The organism is Paraflavitalea sp. CAU 1676 (assembly GCF_029223285.1).
Classification (GTDB): Bacteria; Bacteroidota; Bacteroidia; order Chitinophagales; family Chitinophagaceae; genus Paraflavitalea.
Window position 1 is genome coordinate 1,000,666 of the sequence record NZ_JARHUJ010000001.1, and the last position, 21,443, is coordinate 1,022,108.

A 21,443-nucleotide genomic window follows, 5' to 3' on the forward strand; every position below is an offset into this window, starting at 1 on the left:
TACCACTTTGTGGTAGTTTTTACTACTCACCTTATACTATGCTGTTATACAGGCTAGTTATATAAATATACCTAAATGTGGGTTATCCTTTGTGCCGATTCCGATGGGTGTGCTGAACTTGTTAAGTATTGGGGACGAACAGTAGATATTTCTCTTTGAAGTATTCTTCCGGAAAGATCTCGAACATCTCTAAAACGGTTGGTTTGCAACCGCTTTCAGCTATCTCAACTGTTAAGTCGCCTCCTTTCAGGCAGATGAGGCCCGGGTTACGGTGTTGTGTGGCAGATACTTTCTTTAGCAGCGGTTTTGACCATTGCCAGAGGTTTTGCAATGGCGCCACTGCCCTTGATACTACGTAATCGAACTTGCGGTTCTTGAGGTCTTCTATGCGGCTATGTTGACTCGTTACATTCTGCAGGCCCAGTGCTTCGCTAACAGCCTGTACGACCTTGATCTTTTTACCGATACTATCTACCAGGTGAAACCGCACTTCGGGGTAAAAGATGGCCAGGGGGATGCCGGGAAAGCCGCCGCCTGTACCCAGGTCTACTACTTCGAGGCCTGGCGCCATTTCGAAGGCAGCTGCAATGCTTAAGCTGTGCAGTACATGCTTTTCGTAAAGGCTTTCCATGTCTTTGCGCGAGATCACATTGATCTTGCTGTTCCAGTCTGTATATAGCTCTTCCAATGCACCGAACTGTTGCAGTTGGGTGGGCGTGAAGTCACCAAAGTACTTGGTGATCAATGCCAGTTTTTCTTGGGCTTTTTCCATAATGCCGGCGCAAAGATGCAATAATAAATGAACATCCAGATATCCAACAGCCACCACCAGGCAAAAAGATCCTTCTCGTTGAGCTTTTCCATAGACTTTTTATAGATAATGCCCTGGCTGATACAGCGTATGAGAAAGATGCCCAGGCTGATGCGCCAATCGAAGAAAATGGCGCTGAGTATGAGCAGTGGGTAAAACAGGAAGTGGGTCAGTCCATAGAGACCCAACAGGAATCTATGAACGGGTTTGTAGAATTTACCGGTGGTGAAGTGACGGTTCTTTTGTCTCCACCAATCTCCAAAGGTTTTCTTAGGGGCCGACAAGGTGATGGCATCTTCATCGATCATGATGCTGGTATTGTGCTTATTGGCAACGCGGTTGATGAAGAGGTCATCATCGCCGCTCAATACGTGATTGATAGAAGAGAATCCTTTATTGGCAAAGAACAGTCCTTTCTTATAAGAGAGGTTGCGGCCTACCCCCATATAGGGTAAGCCAGCCAGGGCAAATGAAAGGTATTGCAAGGCTGCGTGAAAGGTCTCGAACCTGATCAGCTTATTGAGTATACCGGGTTGTTTGTGGTAAGCACCATAACCCAACACTACTTCTGTTCCGTTTCCATAAGCATATTGCATTTTCTGCATCCAGTTTTCGGAAGCTGGCACGCAATCTGCATCTGTGAGCAGCAATATTTCATGGTGGGCTTCCTTGATGCCGATAGACAAAGGATACTTTTTACCGGGGATGCCTTTTGCTTCCTGCTCCAGGTTGACGATGTGCAGGTTCTTGAATGTCTTGCGGAACTCTTCGAGCAGGTAACGTGTTTCGTCCTGGCTGTTGTGATTCACGACGATCACTTCATGGGTGCTGGGATAGGTTTGCACCAATACGCCAGGCAGGTTCTTGGCAAGATTGGCAGCTTCATCCCGGGCACAAATGATTACACTTACTGCATATGTTTGTGACTGGACCTTCTCGGCCGGCTTGTACCAGGCAAGCTTTTGAAAGATTATCCAATAATAAAGCAGTTGAATTAAGGCTACGAGGCAAAACACATAAAACAACACCTGCCACCAGTTAACTAATGACAAAAAGGCCATACATACAATTTAGGGTCAAACGCGAACAAAATACAAAAATACGGGACTAACCCTAAGAATCGGGGATAATCATTTCACAAGCTGTTAATTATGCATTCAATTATACCCGTAACAGACCAGGACTGACTGGTGTGTCGGGTACACAAGTGGTTTATAATCACCTGAGTGCGAGGACATTTGTTGAAATCTGAGCATCAATTCCTAAATCCAGTTTATCTTGCGGCCCATTATGGCTGTTTTACAATTTGAACTGGAGGTGACCGATGAGCGGTCGAAAGCCCGGACTGGTACTATTACAACCGACCATGGCAAGATCGAGACCCCTATTTTTATGCCTGTTGGTACGGTGGGTAGTGTAAAGGCAGTATCACAGCAACAACTGAAACAGGATGTACAGGCCCAGATCATCCTGGGTAATACCTACCATTTGTACCTGCGGCCTGGTCTGGATGTATTTGAGCAGGCTGGCGGCTTACATAAGTTCAATGGATGGGACCGGCCGATCCTGACCGATAGCGGCGGTTACCAGGTATTTTCTCTTGCCTCGAGCCGCAAGATCACCGAAGAAGGTGTGGTGTTTCAATCGCATATCGATGGCTCGCGCCATTTGTTTACACCGGAGCGGGTGATGGACATCCAGCGCTCCATAGGCGCCGATATCATCATGGCCTTTGATGAATGCCCGCCCTATCCGAGTGACTACGCCTATGCAAAGAAATCGATGGAGCTTACCCATCGCTGGTTAGACCGCTGCTTCAGGCATTTCAACAATACGCCCGACAAGTATGGTTATACGCAAAACCTGTTTCCCATTATCCAGGGCAGCACGTTTGCCGACCTGCGTAAAGCTTCGAGTGAGTTCGTTGCTTCGCAAAATGCGGCCGGCAATGCTATAGGTGGTTTAAGCGTGGGTGAGCCGGATAATATGATGTATGAGTTTACGGAATCCTGTTGCGACCTGTTGCCGGCTAACAAGCCCCGTTACCTGATGGGTGTGGGTACTCCCTGGAATATCCTGGAGTGTATTGCGTTGGGTGTGGACATGTTCGATTGTGTGATGCCTACCCGCAACGGCCGCAATGCCATGTTGTTTACTTCCAAAGGGGTGATCAATATCGACAACAAGAAATGGGAGAAAGACTTTACTCCGCTCGATGATGGTATCGATTGCGAAGTGAGTAATTATTATAATAAGGCTTATCTGCGTCACCTGATGAAGGCGAAAGAGATCCTGGGCCTCACCATTGCCAGCGTCCACAATCTTGCTTTTTACCTGTGGCTGGTAAAGGAAGCACGCAAGCATATACAGCAAGGAGATTTCCTGAGCTGGAAGAATGAGATGGTGCCGGTGCTGCAACAAAGACTTTGATCTCTCTGCTAAAAAAGAATCCCGCCAGACCGGCGGGATTCTTTTTTTATAGTTACCTTTTTTTCTGTGCGAACAGCCAGCTCAGGAGGTCGGGCTCTTTGAAGGCATTGTCCCAACTGTTATGGCCTACGCCGGGGTATTCGCTGTACTTTACTTTGGCTTTGGCTGCTTTGAGGGCATCTACCATGCGGCGCGAATGCGATGGCAATACGGTATTGTCCTTATCCCCATGGAAGACCCATAAGGGGAATTTGCGGGCATAGGTGACCACTTTAGCGGGATCGCCACCGCCGCAGATGGGGAAGGCGGCGGCAAAGAAGCCGGCCTTGCGCCATAGTATTTCGAAGGTTCCCATGCCGCCCATGGAGAGGCCGCCTACATAGATCTTGCGTTTGTTGACGGTGCCGGTAGCAGCCATCGAGTCGAGGAGCTGGCTTACGAGGCCGAGGGCTGTGCCGATGGGGCGGTCGGACGGATAATAGAGTCCATTGAGGGAATCCTTACGATTGGGATCGCGGTCGATCCGGGCCCAGAAGTCGTTTTTAGGGCATTGGGGGAATATCACGATGGCCGGGAATTTGGCGCGGTTGGCGGCATCGAGGAAGAGGTAGGAGCCGTGCACCAGTTGTGCTTCGTTGTCATTGCCTCTTTCGCCGGCGCCATGGAGCACCAGTATGAGCGGATACTTTTTGGCCGCATCATAATTTTCGGGATACAGGAGGCGGTAGCGCAGGGTATCCTGGTTGCGGATGAATTCCTTTTTCCCAAACAGGCTCTTGTCCTGAGCCATAGATAAGGCTGTTACATACAGCAATAGCAAGGTTAATGTTGATCTTAGCATAGGCTTAAAGATACTAAATCCGGTTGCTGATTGCCGCTCTCTTAATTAAGTGATAAGATTGCCCATTTTGGGGCGGCTTGCCGGGGAGCTGATTATTTTTGCGCTACATTTGCCAGCGTTCATTGCGGGCACGCCATTGCATAGTTATGAAAATACTCGACTGGTACATATTAAAGAAATTTCTTACTACTACTCTGTTCATTGCTTTGATCTTTACCCTGATCTCGGTAGTGATCGATACGAGTGAAAAGGCGGATGATTTTGTGAAGTCGGGCTTGTCGACTTACCAGATCATCATGAAGTATTATGTGGGTTTTGTGCCCTTTATCCTGTCGATGATTTTTCCGCTGATGGTGTTCATTGCGGTGATCTTCTTTACCTCCAAGATGGCCGGCCGTTCGGAGATCATTGCGATCCTGGCAGGTGGTGTACGGTTTAATCGTATGCTGCGCCCCTATATGATCGGTGCTGGCCTGCTGGGCGGCTTTTTCTGGTATGCTTCGCAGTACCTGATCCCCAAGGCCAACGTTATCTATGGCAATTTCCAGGCTACTTATATCGATTCCAAGAGTTCTTATGAACAAGGCGAGTACAGTAAACGTGGCCGTAACTATTATATAAGGATCGACTCCACCACTTTTGCAGGGTTGCGTAACTACGATACGTCGTCCAAATCGGCCAATGGCGGTTTCTTTATGGACCGTATGAAAGGAACACAGGTGGTCTATAACCTGCGGGCCGAAACCATCAAATGGGATACTGGTAAAAAAGGCTGGATGCTGGAGAATGCCGTGGAGCGCAAGATCGATGGGTTGAAGGAAACGGTGGTAGCTATCCCGTCGATGCCAATTAAGTTGAATGTTAAGCCAAATGAGATCAGGTACGACAAGTACCTCAAAGATAAAATGACCACGCCCGAGTTGAACCGCTTTATCCGTGCCGAAGAGGCGCGGGGTACCGAGGGCTTGAACGATTACCGGGTAGCCCGTTACCGGCGCGACGCTACGCCCGTGTCGGTAGTGATCCTCACCCTGATCGGCGCTACGGTGGCTGCGCGTAAAACAAGGGGTGGCAGTGGTTTACACCTAGCAACGGGCATCATCACTGCGGCCATCTTCGTGGTGATGGACAAGTTCTCTCTTACCTTCTCTACCAAGGGCAATTTCCCTCCTTTGCTGGCTGCCTGGATGCCCAATATCATCTTTGGCAGCATTGCGATCTGGCTTTACCGTACAGCTCCCAAGTAAGTATTGCTTACGCTGACTGACCTTCCAATGACCTTCTGCATCTACCATAATGCAGGGGGAATGCTATACTGTTGTGCAGCCGAAATAATCAAGCAATAAGGGCGGGATTAGAATAAAATAAATAATTACACTCTTTATTAAAAGCCTATTAATTTGGGGGTTTGACAGGCATTTGGGCCAACAGGGTTGAATTAATTTTGTTCTATTGAGCGAGTTTGATTTAACTTTAGCGGCCAAGAAACCAACTCCTGTAAATTCTACGTTTTTTATATATAATCTTGTTGCATCATGGGCACTTTAAAAGACAGGTTCAAAGCAAAAGCAGACAGCGAAGCGGTAGAGATCAAAAATCTACTGAAAGAACATGGTACCAAAAAGATCGGTGAAGTGCAATTATCACAAGTGTACCAGGGTATGCGTGGTATTACCGGACTTGTTACCGAAACTTCTTTACTGGACTCACAGGAAGGTATCCGTTTCCGCGGTTATTCCATTCCTGAACTGCAGGAGAAGCTTCCAAAGATCAAAGGCGGTAGTGAGCCTCTGCCCGAAGGTTTGTTTTTCCTGATGCTGATCGGTGAACTGCCTGCTGAAGCTGATGTTGCCGACCTGAGCTCCATGTGGCAACGCCGTTCTCACGTGCCCAGCCACGTGTTTGATGCTATCGATGCTTTGCCTGTAACGGCTCACCCCATGACGATGTTTGTAACGGGTATCATGGCCCTGCAAACCGAAAGCAATTTCGCCAAGCGTTATGCGGAAGGTATCAACAAGAAAGATTACTGGGAACCTGTCTTCGATGATGCGATGGACCTTATTGCCCGTTTACCCCGGGTTGCTGCCTACATCTATCGCAGAAAATATAAGAACAGTCAGCATATTCAACCTAATGGTTTGCTCGATTGGGCTGGTAACCTGGCGCATATGCTGGGCTTTGAAGATGAAAGCTTCAAGGAACTGATGCGTTTGTATATGTCCATTCATGCTGACCACGAAGGTGGTAACGTATCGGCACATACTACTCACCTGGTAGGATCTGCATTGAGCGATCCTTACCTGAGCCTGGCTGCCGGTATGAACGGATTGGCCGGTCCGCTGCACGGTCTTGCTAACCAGGAAGTGATCAAGTGGATCTATGAAATGCGTGAGGAGCTGAAGGCGGAAAGTCCTTCCCGCGCACAGATCGGTGAATATGTGAAGAAGACCCTGAGCGAAGGTAAAGTAGTACCGGGTTATGGTCACGCCGTATTGCGTAAGACCGATCCCCGCTTTACGGCACAAATGGAGTTCGGTAAGAAGCATATGCCCAATGATCCGTTGGTGCAAACAGTTTGGAACATCTATGAAGAAGTTCCCCCGATCCTCCAGTCAATGGGAAAGATCAAGAACCCCTGGCCAAACGTGGATGCCCACAGTGGTGCACTGCTGGTTCACTATGGCCTGGTAGAATATGAATTCTATACGGTGTTGTTTGGCGTAAGCCGTGCGCTGGGTGTTATGGCAAGCCTGATCTGGGATCGTGCGCTGGCATTCCCGATCGAAAGACCCAAGTCGGTTACCACGGCCCTCGTGAAGCGTTGGCTGAATGGTGAAGACGAGATCTGGGGTGATTAATGCAACCGGTAATACGTTAACAAATGATATTGCAAAGCGGCTATCCAATGGATAGCCGTTTTTGTTGTGGGTTACCCCAGTATGCGTTCCAATGCCTGTATCTTTTCGAAGGAAGGTTTGTGGGTGAAGATGCCTGTTTCGCTGTTGGCGCGCACGCCGCGCACGAACAGGTATACGACGCCGCCAAACTGGGTGTCGTAGTCGAACCTGCCCAGGCGGCTTTCGAGGTATTTCTTCACCGCTACAGTATAGATCAGGTACTGCAGGTGATAGTTGTGCTCATTCATTGCCTGCGCAATGCTCTCCGGCGAGTAGTTGGCGAGCGTATTGCCGAGGTAATTCGATTTCCAATCCAGGATATAGTATCGCCCTTCGTGTTCGAAGAACAGATCGATCTTTCCATTCATCATGCCCTCCAACACATTGCCCGGTAATCCATAGAGGGTTCGGATGAGTATGGCCGATTGATCATCGGCCAGGGCGTGCAATGCCTCCGGGGCAAAGCCGGGTACCGGGAAGTCGAACTCGAATTCTGTCATCTTCCTCTGCCAGGCGATATCGGAGAGGGTGAACGGTGTGGCTTCTCCGCCGATGTTCGTGTACAACACCTGCTGCAACATCTCCTTCAGCATCGGCTGGTACATTTCCTGCTGACCCGGTGCAAACCGTCGTATCGCTTCTTCCAGCCATTTATCCCAGCGGCTGTCGTCTCCAAAATGGATGTTCTCGAATATGAAGTGGAGGAAATTACCGGTCTTGGCTCCTCTGCGTAATTCATAAAACACAAAGTTGTCGTAGGCGACCGGTAAGGGGAATGCACCCGGTGGCTTCGCCTGATCCTGGTGAGCTGCCAGCAAGGTATAACTGAGCTTGCGCCAGTGCTCTTCTTTCAGCACAAAGTTGACCCTGGAAGGATGATACTTCGGCGAGGTGGCGATAGATTGCTTTCTGCTGCCGGATGGTGCTTCCGGTACGTCGTCGGTAAAGGCGATCAAGGAAGGATCGGCTGATGCGAGTGCCTGTACAAAAGTGGCCAGCGTGGAGGACTTGTAATACAGGTTGCGGAAGATATAACAGGTGTATACGGCCCGTGTAATGGCTACGTACAACAAACGCCTGTTTTCCTGTTCGGCCTGCTGTTGATACCAAAGCAATTGTTGCTCGTTGAGACGGCTTCTTTCTGCCCCGATATAATCGCCTGTTTCCGGATCACGGAAGCTGATGAACTCCTGTCGTTTGTTCTCGGTAAAATCAAGAAAGGGGGCCAGGACGATATTGTACTCGAGGCCCTTGCTTTTGTGGATGGTAACGATGCGCACGGCCTCTTCATCGCTTTCCATCCGTTGTATGTATTCATCGCCTTCGGCTGTCATACCATCGATGCCGCGCTTGAGCCACGAAAGCAGTTCGGGAGCGGAGAGGTTCTTGCGGTTCTCGGCCTGATGCACCAGCTCGATGAGTTGGAATAGATTGGTGATGACCCTTTCTCCATTGCCGGCCGGGGCAGACAGCAATACCTGCCTCACCCTGAAGTCGGACACGAAGTGCATCAATGCCGTATATATGCCATCCTGCGCCCAACGGTTCTTATAGGCTGAAAATAATTCGAGTACTACTCCATCGTCGAGTGAAAGGATCTGTGCCGTATCGAAGCCGGTGAATGGGGAGAGCAGTGCCCTATTGATGGATGAACGATCGGGGCTTGCGATCGCTTCCATGAGGTAAAGCAAATAGTTGGCTTCCTCCGACTGCAATACTTTGGCATCGTCGATGGTGACCGATGGGATGCCGAGACGGGATAGATATTGTTTGATATCACGCCCCTGTGCACCCGTACGTACCAATATACCGATATCGGTAGGGATGGGTTTGCGTTTATTACCTTTCTTGTCGATCAGGTAACGGTCGCTGTTGAGCAACCAGGCTACCTGCCTCGCTACAGCCTCGAGCAACAAAGCACTCTTGGCACAGGAGCAGATGGTGATGGCTGCTTCTTCCTCCTGATTGGCTAAGAAGCTGCCTTTGCTATTGCTCTCCGGACTTTCTACCGCTATGTAATTGATAACATCTTCCTGTTGCTCGAAGTAGAAGGTATCGAAGTTGGGTTGCGGCAAAAAGAACTGGTTCATGCCCTCGATCATCCGTTTCGATGACCGGTAATTGTGGTTCATGCCATAGAGGTGCTGTACCGAGTCCCTTGCTTTGAAATAAGTGAATATATCGGCCTTACGCCAGGCATAGATGCTTTGCTTGGGGTCGCCGATGTAAAAGAGTATAGTGTGTTCGCCGAATGCTTTATCGAATATCTCGAACTGTTGCCGGTCGGTGTCCTGGAACTCGTCGATGAAGACCGCTTTGTACTTCTTGCGTAATACCTCTACCAGTTTCTGGTTGTTGCGCTCAACCAGTGCCCGGTGCAGGTTACCAATGAGGTCATCATATCCCAATACATTGTGCCGCTCTTTGTAAGCGGCGATGCCTTTGCCTACTTCCTGTATGGCGAAGTGATTGATCTGCTGGTAGATGTTCTGCAGGGCGTTCTCTTTAGCTTCTTCTTCTGCTTCAAAACGGGCCAGGTGCTGTAAAAGGTCGGGGAACAATTTTACTACGTATTGTGTAGTCTTCTTTTCCCCGATGGCTGCCGCCAGTGCTGCGGGATCACCAACCAACGGTAGCAGTCCTTTTTTTGCATGGGTATTGCTTTCACACTGGGTACGCAGGTGATCGGCGTTTTGCGCAATATAGTGATGGAGGGCTTCCGTTGACTTGTCGAGGTTTTGCTGCATGCCAGTGAGTAGTTGAAGCCACTCGTCCTGTATCTTCTTATCAAATGAATAGGTGGTGTTTTCATCAAAGCCAGGGTATCTCTTTCCGCTTTGATGGTTCTTCAGCACTTCGGTAATATTGGCCTTGAGGTCTTTGTGCCACAACAACCTGAGCAGGGGAAAGGGCAGGGTGGTGATGCTGCGTCGCCAGAACCTGTTCATTTCATCTTCGACGACCGGTGTGAAGTCGGGCAACATTTCTGCACCGAACAGCTGGAAGGTCTCGAAGGCGAATTCGTTGAGGGCCTGCTGGCAAAAGCTATGGATGGTGAGCACAGAGGTTTCGTCGAGCAACAGGACTGCATCATTGAGTTGTTGCAACACTGCTTCATGACCGGCTTGATCAACGGCCTGTTGCACGAGGACGGCTATGTTGGTGTCGGTGATCTCCTGTCCTTCGGCAAACTTATGGGCGGTGCGGATGAAGAGGCGCACCCGCTCTTCGAGTTCTGCCACGGCTGCCTTGGTAAAGGTCACCATGAGGATCTCCTTCACCGATATTTTCTTTTCGAGCACGAGCCGTAGTACCAGGATGGCAATTGAATAGGTTTTGCCGGTGCCGGCACTTGCTTCTATGAGATTGCTGTCTTCCAGCGGTACGGTCGCTGCCTCGAATTCGATATATTGTTTTGTTTCGATCATGGGTGCTCTCTAATCGTTATAATAGCCGGGGAATATTACTTCCAGTGGCATCAGTATCTCGTTGGCTAGTGCCTTGTATTGCGACAATGCTTCTTCGGTATTGAATATTCCTTTGGCATATTCGGGTGCGATATAGGGATCATCTATTTCTTCGAGCCAGTCCTTTACCAGCTTACTATATTTTTCGAAGGTAAGTTCGGTTACCTGTCGTGGCTTGATCTGCAACCCGGGATAGAAGGGAATGATCTTTTTGAATCCGGCTTTGTAGATCGTTACCAGCTTGTTGAGTTTTTGTATGGCTCCATCGGCACTGATGGGCATGGCGTTGTAAATGGCCTCTTTACTGATGCCTGATATAAAGGTGGCGCCTTTCAGCACGCCGGCAGCCATGCCGGCCAGGTAGCGGATATAGACCTCGATGAGGTATTTGGTTTCGTTGCGCGACCAGGATACCAGCACAAGGTTTTGATCGAAGATGCCCTGCAACGTACCTTTGAGCAAGCTGTTGCCGAGCGGTAGTACGATGGTGGCTGTCGATACCGTCGTATCGGTCGTGCAGGCGTCGTACAGGGTGCGCACGGGCAACACCTCCCTGGTTACAAGCTCCATTACTACAGGAGCCATGTTCTTTAGGGGCAGCCCGCCTTTTAATACCATCTTCTTTTGCAGGTCGTCGCTGTCGGGTTCGGTGAGCAACTGGTTGCGTAGTGCCCATTGCTGCAGGTTATCGAGGTTGAACAGTTCGGTATCGTTCAGCAGTACCTGTTCTTCTTCGTAATGGATACCGAGCACTTTATTGTAATAGACCTTGCAAGGATTCTTATAGAATCGAACGAGGTCGTCGAGTGATATCTCTTCAAAGTCGGGCGCTTCGATGGGTTTATCGGGTTGTATGACTGGTTTATCGGGCGCTGTGTTGCGATCGAGGTAATTGTATAAGCGGGCCGATCCGTTTGCGTATTGGTGACTGAAGCTTTGTAACGGATGGCGCGTTACCAGCTGCTCTCTTACCTTACCGTTGGTGGTACCTGCTTCGATATAATCGAGCAGTTCATCGACGAGGGCAGAGGGTGGCAGCTGACTGTTGTCGCGGGCATTTTGTCCGCGGTAGCTGATGTATAAATAGTTCCTCGCCGACATGATGGTTTCGAGGAACAGGTGTTTGTCGTTGTCTTTGATGTTACGATCACCTACCTGCCGCTGGCGGGTAAGGAGGTTAAAACTGGCGGCGAGATCGCGCCGGGGGAATTTGTCGTAATCGAGTCCCAGTAATGCTACTACTTTAAACGGTATGCTACGCATGGGCACCATCGAGCAGAAGGTTACGCCGCCGTTGGCGAACAGGCCGGCACGCGTTGTTTCTTCCAGCAGTTGCAGGAAGTTGTGGGAGAATACTTCAAAGCCTACTTCGTCGGTCATGTATTCCTGCAGCAGGTTGTAATCGCTGAGGTATTCCATGAGGGTGTGGTAGTCTTCGTTGGTATCTTCTTCGGGTTCCAGCACAATATTGTGGAGTATGTGTTCTACATAGGCTACCCAGCCCGCAATATCGCGGGGCGCCTGCCGCTGGCGAACGGCATCCATGAGCATTTCGGCGAAGTGGCAAAAGCGGATGAGTTCCTGCGTTTCGCTGCCTTCGAGCAAGTCGAGTGGAATGAAGCGGTCGTCGGCATCCTGGTATTCCATTTCACCACTCATGCAAATACCGAACATGATCCGTTTGATGCCATACTCGTAGCTAACGAGCCGGGTGTCGTCGTCTTTGCTGCCGGTGATCCCGAAGCGGATATTGGCGGCATCGACCACCTGCCGGATGCGGGCCACGTTGGACAAGCCGAAGCGTTTGCGGATGAGGGGCGAGTCGAGCAACTGCAATACTGTTTCTGCTTTGAAGTTGTCTTCGCTTAGCTGGAAGATGGCTTGCAGGGCGGTAAAGATATTGTCGGTTTCGCTGAAGCTCTCATCTGCTATTACATACCTGAACTTATAGGGTGCGTTGTTGAACACCGCTTTGATATAAGGTGCATAACTATCGATGTCGCTTACCATCACTACGATGTCGCGCGGTGAGAGGGTTTCCCGGCGCTGATCGACGAGGTGTACGAGGTAGTTGTACAGCACTTCCACTTCGCGTGCAATGGTGTAACACGCATTGATCTGCAGGGAGCCGTCCTGCAGGTCGGTCGTTGTAATAGGGTTGCGGTTGGTAGTGGCTGCGTTGAATATATCGTCCTGCAACTTGTGCAGGAGGTTATCGGGTTCGGGCGGTATGATGTTTACATCTTCATAGGCGTTGAGCAATTCATCGTGCCGGAAGAAGAGTGCGAAGGAGTCCTGTACTACGCGGCCCCAGTTGGTGAGCAAGGCATTGCCGGCTGCATTGCCTTCTATGTTGCGATAGCCTTTCTGTCGCCAGCCGGCGAGTTGTTTTTCGCTGCGGTCATCGAACCAATAGACCTGTGGGGCCGGATTGATGACGTAAAAATATACATCGATGATCGCTGACAGTTTATACAGTATTTCCACATGCCAGGCGGTGATGATGGACAGGCCAAAGAGCTGTACGCGCGGCAGGCGTGCCTGTAATGTTCTATGCGTAGAAGCGTCTTTCAGTTTGTCGAGGATCCAGTTGCCGACCATGGTTTTGTCGGGCAGTTTGTCGCCGGCTGCCTGCTTCGCTTTTAGCCAGAGGTATTGCTGCCAGGTATGATCGGCATCGCCGGCCGCCTGGCCTTCGTTCCACTGTTTGATCATATCGGCGCGGTACACCTGGTACTGGTCAAACAGGTAGGCGCATTTTTCAGCGAGGGCCATCCGCCGGGTATCGGCGTCTTCTGCTGCATGCCGGAAGTAATCGGCAATGGCCGGGAATCGGGTAATGAATTCTTTTTCTCCCAGTAATTTATAAAGCAGCCAACTGAGGTTGGAGGCAGACAGCATTTCGGTGAAGGGGCCGCCGAGGAGAAAATAAAGGTGGTGTATCAGCTCATTGGGTTTGAGGAACCGGCCATTGGCCATGATACCCTGCTGGTGTGCGATCTTCAGCTTGAGCCAATTGTTCATACCCTCGGTTTGGGTAACCAGGAAATATGGATCAAATACTGTTTGCTCCGCTTCCGAGAGGTTGGTGACCAGTTCGGTAGCGAGGCTGTCGAGTGAGTTGGATACCTTGAGGTATAATGCCATTGGTTACCTGCGGATTAATTTTTTTGTTGCTGCCCGTTTGCCTGGAAGCGGGCGGCTATGCCAGATGCCCTTTCTACGATCCTTTCTGTTGCTTTTACAATGGTTTCGGGTGTGCCCTGTATAAACACTTTTTTCTTTGCACGGGTTACTGCGGTGTACAGGAGCTCACGGGTGAGCAGGGGTGTATCGGCCAGGGCGGGTAGTACCACCATCACCTCTTCAAACTCGGACCCCTGGCTTTTATGGATGGTCATGGCGAATACTGTTTCGGCTTCGCTGAGGTAGCCCGGCATGATCGATTTGAGGGTGCCGCTGCTGTCCTCGAACCAGGCCATCAATACGCCTTCTTCGTTGGCGCGGATGATGCCGGTATCGCCATTGAAGAGTCCATGTTCATAATAGTTGCGGGTAAGTATGATGGGGCGGTTCTCATAGAATGGCACTGTATGATGGATGAGGTTTTTATGGTCGAGGTATTTCTCGATGCGTTGATTGAGTGCATACAGTCCCTGGTCGCCTTCCCTGATGGCACAGAGTACCCGCAAGGTATTCATTTTTTTGAGGGCGGTGCGGATGTCTTTTTCTGCGATGAATTCTGCGTAGCCTGCCACGAAGTGTTCGAACAGGGCGGTTGAATATTCCTGGTCGATGATGACCTGTTCATCGGCCCCGGGCTCTAAGAATTTATTGATGGTATCGATATCGTTGCGGATGACTGCCTTGCTGAATGAGCCAATACCACTGAATCCGTTGAACCGATGGCTGCGCCGCAGTTCGATGAGGTGTTGGAACAGGGGGTGGCTATGGTCGTTGCTCACTTGGGTTTGAGGCAAGCGGGCAAGGGGATCTTCTATGAACTCATTGATGAGCGCGAGCCTGTCGGCCGAGAAACGGTTGAGCGCTCCCTGTGCCAGACAGAGGTCGCCGAAGAGGCTGCCTGCTTCTACGGAGGCCAGCTGGTCTTTATCGCCCAACATGATGAGGCGGGTACCGTGTGCGATGGCGTCGAGCAATTTGGCAAAGAGGGCCACATCGATCATCGAGCATTCATCTACAATTACCACGTCGTAGTTGAGGGGGGTTTGCTGGTTGTGGCGGAAGTAAGGGGTACCGGGTATGGGTCTCAATAACCGGTGTATGGTTGATGGATGTAGTGTTTGGAACTTCTCCAGTATTTCGGCGTCGAGGGGCAGGGTGGTTTGGCGCAGGCTTTCGGCCATGCGTGCGGCGGCTTTGCCGGTGGGGGCGGCGAGGGCCACTTTGAGGGCCGGATTGGTGGTGTACAGGATGGCCAGGATCTTGGCCACGGTGGTTGTTTTACCGGTGCCGGGGCCGCCGGTGATGATGGTGAAATTGTGCAGCAACCCGGTGATGGCGGCTGCGAGGGGCCAATCGGCCAGGTCTTCCTGTGCGTTGGTTGCGGCGGAAGCTGTGCGGGCGAAGAGGCTGGTGATGAAAGAGCGATGTTGTTGTAACAACTGCAGTCGTTGTGGCAGTTCTTCTTTTTCGGTGTCCAGGAACTGGCTGATGCGTTGCAGGAAGGCTGTTTCGTACCGGAAATACCGCTGCAGGTAGAGCCTGTTCTGGTAGAGCACAAAGGGGAACTGGTCATTGCCATCTTTGCCCACCAGGGGGATGTGCTCGAGGTGGCGGCTACCGGGGATGATAAAATACTGCGGGGGCAGTTCTTCGCTGGTGGCCGGCAACTGATCGAGGTGCAGGCAGATATGGCCTTCACTGAGTTTTTTCGACAGCAGGTAAGCGTATGGCTTCAGGGCCGGTATTTCGAAATACTCGGCAAACTGCTGGTGAACATCATTGAGCGCATGCATTGGCGCAAGTTAACGTATTGCGCGAACAACACCGTTGGTGCGGGGGGGCTTGCCGTAGTAGAGTACAACTACGCCGGAACTGAAGATTTTTGTTTGGAGGAGTTTGAGGTTTTGTTGTCCCTGGATATTCCTGAAGAGGGGGATGCCCCGGCCCAGGGCAACGGGGTGTACCCATAGTACGTATTCGTCGATGAGATCGAGCTGCATGAGCCTGGCAATAATGCTGCCGCTGCCGAAAACGACTATGTTGAGGCCGTCCTGTTGTTTGAGGGCTTTGACCTCTTTACCGATGTCCTTTTTGATGATGCGGGCATTGCGCCATTCGACGGTACGCAGAGAGCGCGAGAATACGAACTTGGTATAATTGTTCATCATGTGGGCATAGGCGCATTCCAGGCGCCCGTGTGCGGTATTGTTGGCTTCGTAGGGCCAATAGCTGGCCATGGCCTGGTAGGTGATGCGGCCGAGGAGTATGCTATCCATCCCGCACAACTGCTCGTAGGCGAAGGTGGCCATTTCATGGTTCCAGTGGGGGAAATGCCAGTCGAGCTCGCCGGCGGGGCCGGCCATGTATCCATCGAGCGTTACGTTTATCGAGACAATCAGCTTTCGCATCAGCAAGGTTTACTTAAAACAAAACTACTGTGTGGTGATCAGGCTGGCAGCGTGTAGTTGCGACTATTTGAGTGGGTTGTTGCGACATCGATCGCCGGAGATGCCGGCTGGGTGCCGCTGCCGCTGATTTTAGAATAGAAGTTATTGTTAGTTAGGCGGTTGAGGTGAGCCCAAAAAGGGTTGAAGGACTGCTAAAAAGGGTTTGAATGTATAACCTGTTTGTTATACATTTGAACTTTCAGACTAACAGATTTACTCCCCCTTTTATATTCCAACGGCCTCCGCGAGTGGCCAGGTGCCCTTTTGTGAGGTAATCATTATCCGGCTATGCCTATAGGTGTACCGACTTAACCAAACGACAATTTACGGATGAAACATGTATCTATCCTTGTACCGGAAGAAGCTGTGTTAACCAGCGTTTCTGACCCGCGCATGTTATTCGCGGCGGTCAATGATTTTCTGCAAAGGGCCGGTAAGCCACCTTTGTTCAAGGTAGAGCTGGTTGGTCTAACGAAAGAAGTATCTCTGTACCAGGGTTCTTTTTCCGTTCATACGGATGTGTTGCTGAAAGATGTGCTGAAGACCGACCTGATCTTTGTGCCGGCGATCAGCGGTGATCTGAAACGGGCGCTGGAAAAGAACAAGGACCTGATTCCCTGGATCGTTACGCAACATGCCAAGGGGGCGGAAGTGGCGAGCTTGTGTATCGGGGCGTTTTTACTGGCTTCTACCGGCTTGCTGAACGGGCGTAAATGCTCTACCCATTGGATCTATGCCAACGAATTCAGGGATATGTTCCCCGAGATCACGCTGGTGGATGATCGGATCATTACGGAAGAGGAAGGGCTTTATTCGAGTGGTGGCGCCAATTCTTACTGGAACCTGCTGATCTACCTGGTCGAGAAATATGTGGGCCGGGAAATGGCGATCCTGGTTTCGAAGTTCTTTGCGATAGAGATCGACCGAAAGAGTCAATCGCCTTTTATCATGTTCAACGGACAGAAGAAACATGAAGATGAACCTATCAAGCAGGCGCAGGAGTTCATCGAGAAGAATGTAACGGAGAAGATCTCGGTGGAAGAGCTGGCGGTGCGTTTTGCGATCGGGCGCCGGCATTTTGAAAGACGCTTCAAGAAGGCGACGAACAATACGCCGGTCGAGTATATTCAGCGGGTAAAGATCGAAGCTGCCAAGAAGCAATTGGAGAACAGCCGTAAAAATGTGAACGAAGTGATGTATGAGGTGGGTTATTCCGATACGAAAGCTTTCCGTACGGTGTTCAAGAAGATCACGGGCTTATCGCCGATCGATTATAAGAACAAGTACAATAAGGATGCTGTGATGGTGTAAAGGTGTGGGTTGTGCGGACGTTGTTGCATGAACGCTGCTCGTTAAAATATTGAATAAGCAAGGCCCGGTTACAGACCGGGCTTTTTCGTTGGGAAATGGCCCAAGCACCTTACCAATACTTCCTAACTACTTCCGTATTGGTGAAGCTATCGTGCAAGGGGCGATCGATCAGCGTGCCCAGCGCATCGAAGGGGATAAGCCGGCAAAGGCTGCGCAATGCAGCGTCTTTTGCTGTGAGTGGCAGTCCGTCCTTTCTTACGGCCTGGGTACCAGTTAACATTTTTCCGACGGTAGACCCATTGCAGTAGTATTCATAAATGAAATAATAAAGCCAAAAGTTGAACACCATGAATGACTGCCAGGCGATTCTGCCTATAGGAGGTGGTATGTAAAATGGTCCAACGGCCCAATTTATCAGCATCCCAATAATGAACAGTACTGCGGCCTGGGCGGTTAGTACTGCCAGGTCAATGAGCAGGTTGATGAGCCTGCGGCCAGGAGCAGCGGGCATGCCAATGAGCTTTTTCCCCGGTCCGAGGGTTTGAATATGGCTGGTGTCCATAAGGGTGGTCGTTATATTCTGTAATGTATGAAAAGTTTCAATACTTTTTTACTACCAGAGTGCGGGTAAGGCTGTCGTGCCAGGCGCGGCGCCCGAATGCGCTGATAAATTCGAAGGGGATAAGCCGGCAAAGGCTGCGGAGCAATGCATCTTTTACCGTAAGATGATTACCGTCTTCGCGGATGGCGAGTGTGCCGGTGGCCATTTTGCCGAGGGTGCGGCCTTTGTTGGCGTATTCGAAGATCGTGTAATAGGTGATCAGCAGCATGAGGTAGGCAGCGAATAGCAGCAGTGGCCAAAGTGGCTCGGGTGGGAGGATCGTGTTCCCAAACTCATCAGTAGTGTATAAGCTGGGGCCAATCAATATGAGCAGGGTTGCCGATACGCCGTATACGACGGCGATGTCGACAAAGCCATTGAGAAAACGCAGGATGGGTGATACCGGTACGAGGTGGGCGGTTTTCTCAAATTCTTCGAGGAGGTTGGGCGATGATGGTTCCATGCTTGTTGACTGACTACCTGGTAAAGTAAAGAAATCCCGGTTGGGTAATCAAAAAAGCCGGCTTTATGGTAAAGCCGGCTTTTTATTGTGGGGGGTTAGCACCTGGAAAAGTGCATCGCCACCTATTTATTCTTTTTAACCACGAGTGTATTGGTAAGGCTATCGTGCCAGGGGCGGTAGCCGAATGCGCTAAGCGCTTCGAAGGGAATGAGGCATAGGCTGCGGAGGAAGGCGTCTTTGAAGGTGATCTTTGCACCGTCTTCTCTTACTACTACGGTACCGGTGGCCATTTTGCCGAGGGTACGGCCGTTGGAGGCAAACTCAAAAATGGAATAGTAGCCTAAGATGATGAAAAACCATGCGAACAACAAGAGGAGTTGAAGGGATCCTCCGGATTCGTCCGTGTAAGGTTCGCCATCGATGGCAGAGGCTGCGAGCATTAATCCTAAGAATATACCAAGTATGAACATCACCGCATACAGGGCAAGGGTGTCAATGAGCATGTTGGCGAACCTTAATCCGGGTGATACGGGGTACGGTCGACGGTTTGTTCGAATTCTTTGAGCAGGTCATGATTGGGTTGTTCCATGTGGGTTGTTTTAGGAGTTGTAATGTAAATAAAGAAACGTTCAAAAGAGCCAGTTATGCGTGAGATACGGCTTTTTTGAACGCTTTCGGATATGAACATGTCTTTTGGGGGCCCTATCTGCGGGCGAGGCGTGCACTCCAAAGCGTTATCGCGATGGCCAGGGCTACGAGTATGGCACCCGACCAGGGGGTTGCGCCGAGCCCGAGAGAAGAATCGACGATGAGGCCTCCGGCATATGCGCCGATGGCGATCCCGATATTGAAGGAGGCGATGTTAAAGGCCGATGCTACATCGGCTGTGCCGGGCAGTTCTTTTTCGGCTGTTTGTACTACGTATAACTGAAGGCCGGGTACGTTCATGAAAGAAAGGGCGCCCATGGCGAATAAGGTGATCAGGGCTGGGATCGTGTATTGTACGGTGTAAGTGAACAGGAGCAATACTGCTGCCTGGAGGATAAACATCCAGAGCAAGGCCTTCAATGGTTGTTTGTTGGCGGCTTTGCCGCCCACTATGTTACCAATGGCGATGGCTACTCCATACAACAGGAGTACGATGTTCACGATGGATGCCGACAAGCCGGTTATTTCCTGCAAGAGGGGAGAGAGGTAAGTGAATGCTACAAAGGTACCTCCGTAACCAAGGGCCGTCATGAGGAAGGCCAGCACGAGGCGTTTGTTGGTGATCACTTTCAGCTGTGTTTTAAGGGATGCAGCCTTTTGGTTGGCCAGGTGGCCGGGCACGAGTATCCAACTGGCGATGAGTCCTACTACGCCCAAGAGCGCTACGCCGATAAAGGTGGCGCGCCAGCCGAATTGCTGTCCGATGTAGGTGCCGAATGGCACGCCTGTTACGATGGCGACCGTGAGCCCGGCAAACATGATGGCAATAGCTGTTGCTCTTTTTTCGACAGGCACCAGGGCGGCTGCGATGGTAGAGCCGATGGAGAAGAACACGCCATGGGCAAAGCCGGTGATGATGCGGGCGATCACCAGGGGGATAAAACCGGGTGCGAGCGAGGCCAACCCGTTTCCTATGGTAAACAGCAGCATCAGCATAATGAGGAGTTGTTTCCGCGGTACACGGCTGGTGAGGGCCGTTAGTACGGGCGCTCCGATGGCTACGCCGATGGCGTAGAGACTTACAAGGAGTCCGGCGGAGGGTATGGATATGTGCAGGTCCTGTGCCATGGTGGGCAGCAGGCCTACTATTACAAACTCGGTGGTGCCGATGCCGAAGGCGCTGATGGTAAGCGCCCAGAGGGCGGCAGGAAGTCGTTTGCTGGTGGTAAGGGCAGCGGGTGTTGCTTCCGCTACCGGAATAGAATTGGTGATGATGTTCATATAATCTTTTTGATGCGGTGATTTATATGGCAGCGAGTTCGCGGTTGATGAAAACTAGTTCGTCGGGTGTTAGTTCGATGTGCATGGATTGCGCGTTGGCAATGGCCTGTTCTGCATTCCGGGCGCCGGCCAATACTACGGTGATGCCTTTTTGTAAGGTGGTCCATCGTAGTACGAGCTGGGCCAATGAAGCCTTTTTACTTTCTGCCAACGGCCGGATGGCTTCGAGAAAGGCTTTTACCTGCTCCAGGTTGTGCTGACCAAAATAGCCGTGCCGATGGTCATCTTCTTTGAGTTTAGCATCCTGGAAGTATTTGCCGGTGAGCAATCCTCTTTCCATAGGACTGTAGGCGATGATGCCGATCTTGTTTTCGAGGGTATGTGGCAGTAATTCGTTTTCGATGCTTCGGTTGAGCATGCTGTAGGGCACCTGGTTGGATGCGATGTTTATGGTCCGGCTGGCTTCTTCGAGTTGAGCTGCGCTGTAGTTGGACACGCCGGCTGCGCGGATCTTTCCCTGTTGCTGCAGCTTATGCAGGGCTTCCATGGTTTCGTGGATAGGGGTGCTGTTATCGGGCCAGTGTATTTGCAGCAGATCGATGTAGTCGGTGCGCAGCCTTGTAAGGCTTTCTTCTACTTCCTTAATGATATTGGATGGGGACGCGTATTTAAAAACGGGGATGTTGTGGCCATTGTGGCTGGCGTCGAAAAAGTATTCGCCCCTGCCCTGGTTGCTGCCGTCCCACACCAGGCCGAACTTGGTGAGCAGTTGCAGGTTGGACCTGTCTTTGCCGGCGAGGGCTTCGCCGATCATTGCTTCACTTAATCCAAAGCCATAGAAAGGGGCTGTATCGATGGATGTAACGCCGTGATCGATAGCCGCATGGATGGAGGCGATGGCTTCTTTCTTTTCTGTTCCACCCCACATATTGCCGCCGATGGCGAATGCGCCATAGGTGATGGTGGATAATTGGAGGTTGCTATTTCCGAGTTGTCTGTATTCCATATCTTCTTGTTTTGCGTTGCGGAAGCAAAATTCACCCCTTTCTATCTATTA

At 50.8% G+C, this 21,443-nt stretch carries 16 protein-coding genes; 4 read left to right on the plus strand and 12 right to left on the minus strand.

From position 1 onward, the window contains the following. Positions 1–121: 121 nt before the first annotated feature. Together rsmG and P2H89_RS04035 are read right to left on the minus strand one after the other, a co-directional pair. Complete coding sequence (rsmG, locus tag P2H89_RS04030; protein ID WP_275825238.1) at positions 122–772, minus strand: 16S rRNA (guanine(527)-N(7))-methyltransferase RsmG; 651 nt, start codon at positions 770–772, stop codon at positions 122–124. Beyond that, positions 742–1,872 (minus strand): glycosyltransferase, encoded by a 1,131-nt coding sequence (locus tag P2H89_RS04035; protein ID WP_275825239.1) that lies wholly within the window; start codon positions 1,870–1,872, stop codon positions 742–744. The genes rsmG and P2H89_RS04035 overlap by 31 nt, the downstream gene beginning before the upstream one ends. A 229-nt stretch (positions 1,873–2,101) precedes the next feature. Between P2H89_RS04035 and tgt the strand changes: the two genes are divergently transcribed. Continuing rightward, the gene (tgt, locus tag P2H89_RS04040) at positions 2,102–3,241 is read left to right on the plus strand and encodes a tRNA guanosine(34) transglycosylase Tgt (RefSeq protein ID WP_275825240.1); all 1,140 of its coding nucleotides are present in this window, start codon (positions 2,102–2,104) and stop codon (positions 3,239–3,241) included. Between the two features lie 52 nt (positions 3,242–3,293). On the opposite strand, the gene P2H89_RS04045 is transcribed toward tgt, so the two are convergent. Then, entirely contained in the window at positions 3,294–4,031 is a 738-nt protein-coding gene (locus P2H89_RS04045) for a prolyl oligopeptidase family serine peptidase (protein WP_275825241.1), read from the minus strand. A 197-nt stretch (positions 4,032–4,228) separates the two neighbouring features. On the opposite strand from P2H89_RS04045, the gene P2H89_RS04050 reads away from it, so the two are divergent. Then, complete coding sequence (locus P2H89_RS04050) at positions 4,229–5,329, plus strand: LptF/LptG family permease (RefSeq protein ID WP_275825242.1); 1,101 nt, start codon at positions 4,229–4,231, stop codon at positions 5,327–5,329. A gap of 288 nt (positions 5,330–5,617) precedes the next feature. Then, complete coding sequence (locus P2H89_RS04055) at positions 5,618–6,943, plus strand: citrate (Si)-synthase, eukaryotic (protein WP_275825243.1); 1,326 nt, start codon at positions 5,618–5,620, stop codon at positions 6,941–6,943. Positions 6,944–7,014: 71 nt separating this feature from the next. Here the strand turns inward: P2H89_RS04055 and recB are convergent, their stop codons facing one another. From recB to P2H89_RS04075, 4 genes are read right to left on the minus strand one after another with little or no spacing between them, the layout of a single operon-like run. Next, entirely contained in the window at positions 7,015–10,410 is a 3,396-nt protein-coding gene (gene recB / locus P2H89_RS04060; protein WP_275825244.1) for an exodeoxyribonuclease V subunit beta, read from the minus strand. 9 nt (positions 10,411–10,419) lie between these two features. Then, the gene (gene recC / locus P2H89_RS04065) at positions 10,420–13,596 is read right to left on the minus strand and encodes an exodeoxyribonuclease V subunit gamma (protein WP_275825245.1); all 3,177 of its coding nucleotides are present in this window, start codon (positions 13,594–13,596) and stop codon (positions 10,420–10,422) included. 14 nt (positions 13,597–13,610) lie between these two features. Then, positions 13,611–15,428, minus strand: coding sequence for an exodeoxyribonuclease V subunit alpha (gene recD, locus P2H89_RS04070; RefSeq protein WP_275825246.1), 1,818 nt, complete (start codon positions 15,426–15,428; stop codon positions 13,611–13,613). Positions 15,429–15,437: 9 nt separating this feature from the next. Continuing rightward, a complete protein-coding gene (locus tag P2H89_RS04075) occupies positions 15,438–16,043 on the minus strand; it encodes a dihydrofolate reductase family protein (protein ID WP_275825247.1) in 606 nt (201 codons plus the stop codon). A 369-nt stretch (positions 16,044–16,412) separates the two neighbouring features. On the opposite strand from P2H89_RS04075, the gene P2H89_RS04080 reads away from it, so the two are divergent. Next, positions 16,413–17,393, plus strand: coding sequence for a helix-turn-helix domain-containing protein (locus P2H89_RS04080; protein WP_275825248.1), 981 nt, complete (start codon positions 16,413–16,415; stop codon positions 17,391–17,393). Positions 17,394–17,502: 109 nt separating this feature from the next. On the opposite strand, the gene P2H89_RS04085 is transcribed toward P2H89_RS04080, so the two are convergent. The 5 genes from P2H89_RS04085 to P2H89_RS04105 all read right to left on the minus strand — a co-directional run bounded on the left by P2H89_RS04085 (position 17,503) and on the right by P2H89_RS04105 (position 21,392). Next, complete coding sequence (locus tag P2H89_RS04085) at positions 17,503–17,955, minus strand: RDD family protein (RefSeq protein WP_275825249.1); 453 nt, start codon at positions 17,953–17,955, stop codon at positions 17,503–17,505. Between the two features lie 37 nt (positions 17,956–17,992). Further along, positions 17,993–18,457: an RDD family protein gene (locus P2H89_RS04090; protein ID WP_275825250.1), complete on the minus strand. Its 465-nt coding sequence runs from the start codon at positions 18,455–18,457 to the stop codon at positions 17,993–17,995. Between the two features lie 122 nt (positions 18,458–18,579). Beyond that, positions 18,580–19,014, minus strand: a complete 435-nt coding sequence (locus P2H89_RS04095; RefSeq protein WP_275825392.1) for an RDD family protein — start codon at positions 19,012–19,014, stop codon at positions 18,580–18,582. Between the two features lie 145 nt (positions 19,015–19,159). Beyond that, positions 19,160–20,386 carry an MFS transporter gene (locus tag P2H89_RS04100; protein ID WP_275825251.1) on the minus strand — a complete coding sequence of 409 codons (1,227 nt, stop codon included), beginning with the start codon at positions 20,384–20,386 and terminating at the stop codon, positions 19,160–19,162. A gap of 22 nt (positions 20,387–20,408) precedes the next feature. Continuing rightward, positions 20,409–21,392, minus strand: a complete 984-nt coding sequence (locus P2H89_RS04105; RefSeq protein ID WP_275825252.1) for an aldo/keto reductase — start codon at positions 21,390–21,392, stop codon at positions 20,409–20,411. Between the last annotated feature and the right edge of the window lie 51 nt (positions 21,393–21,443).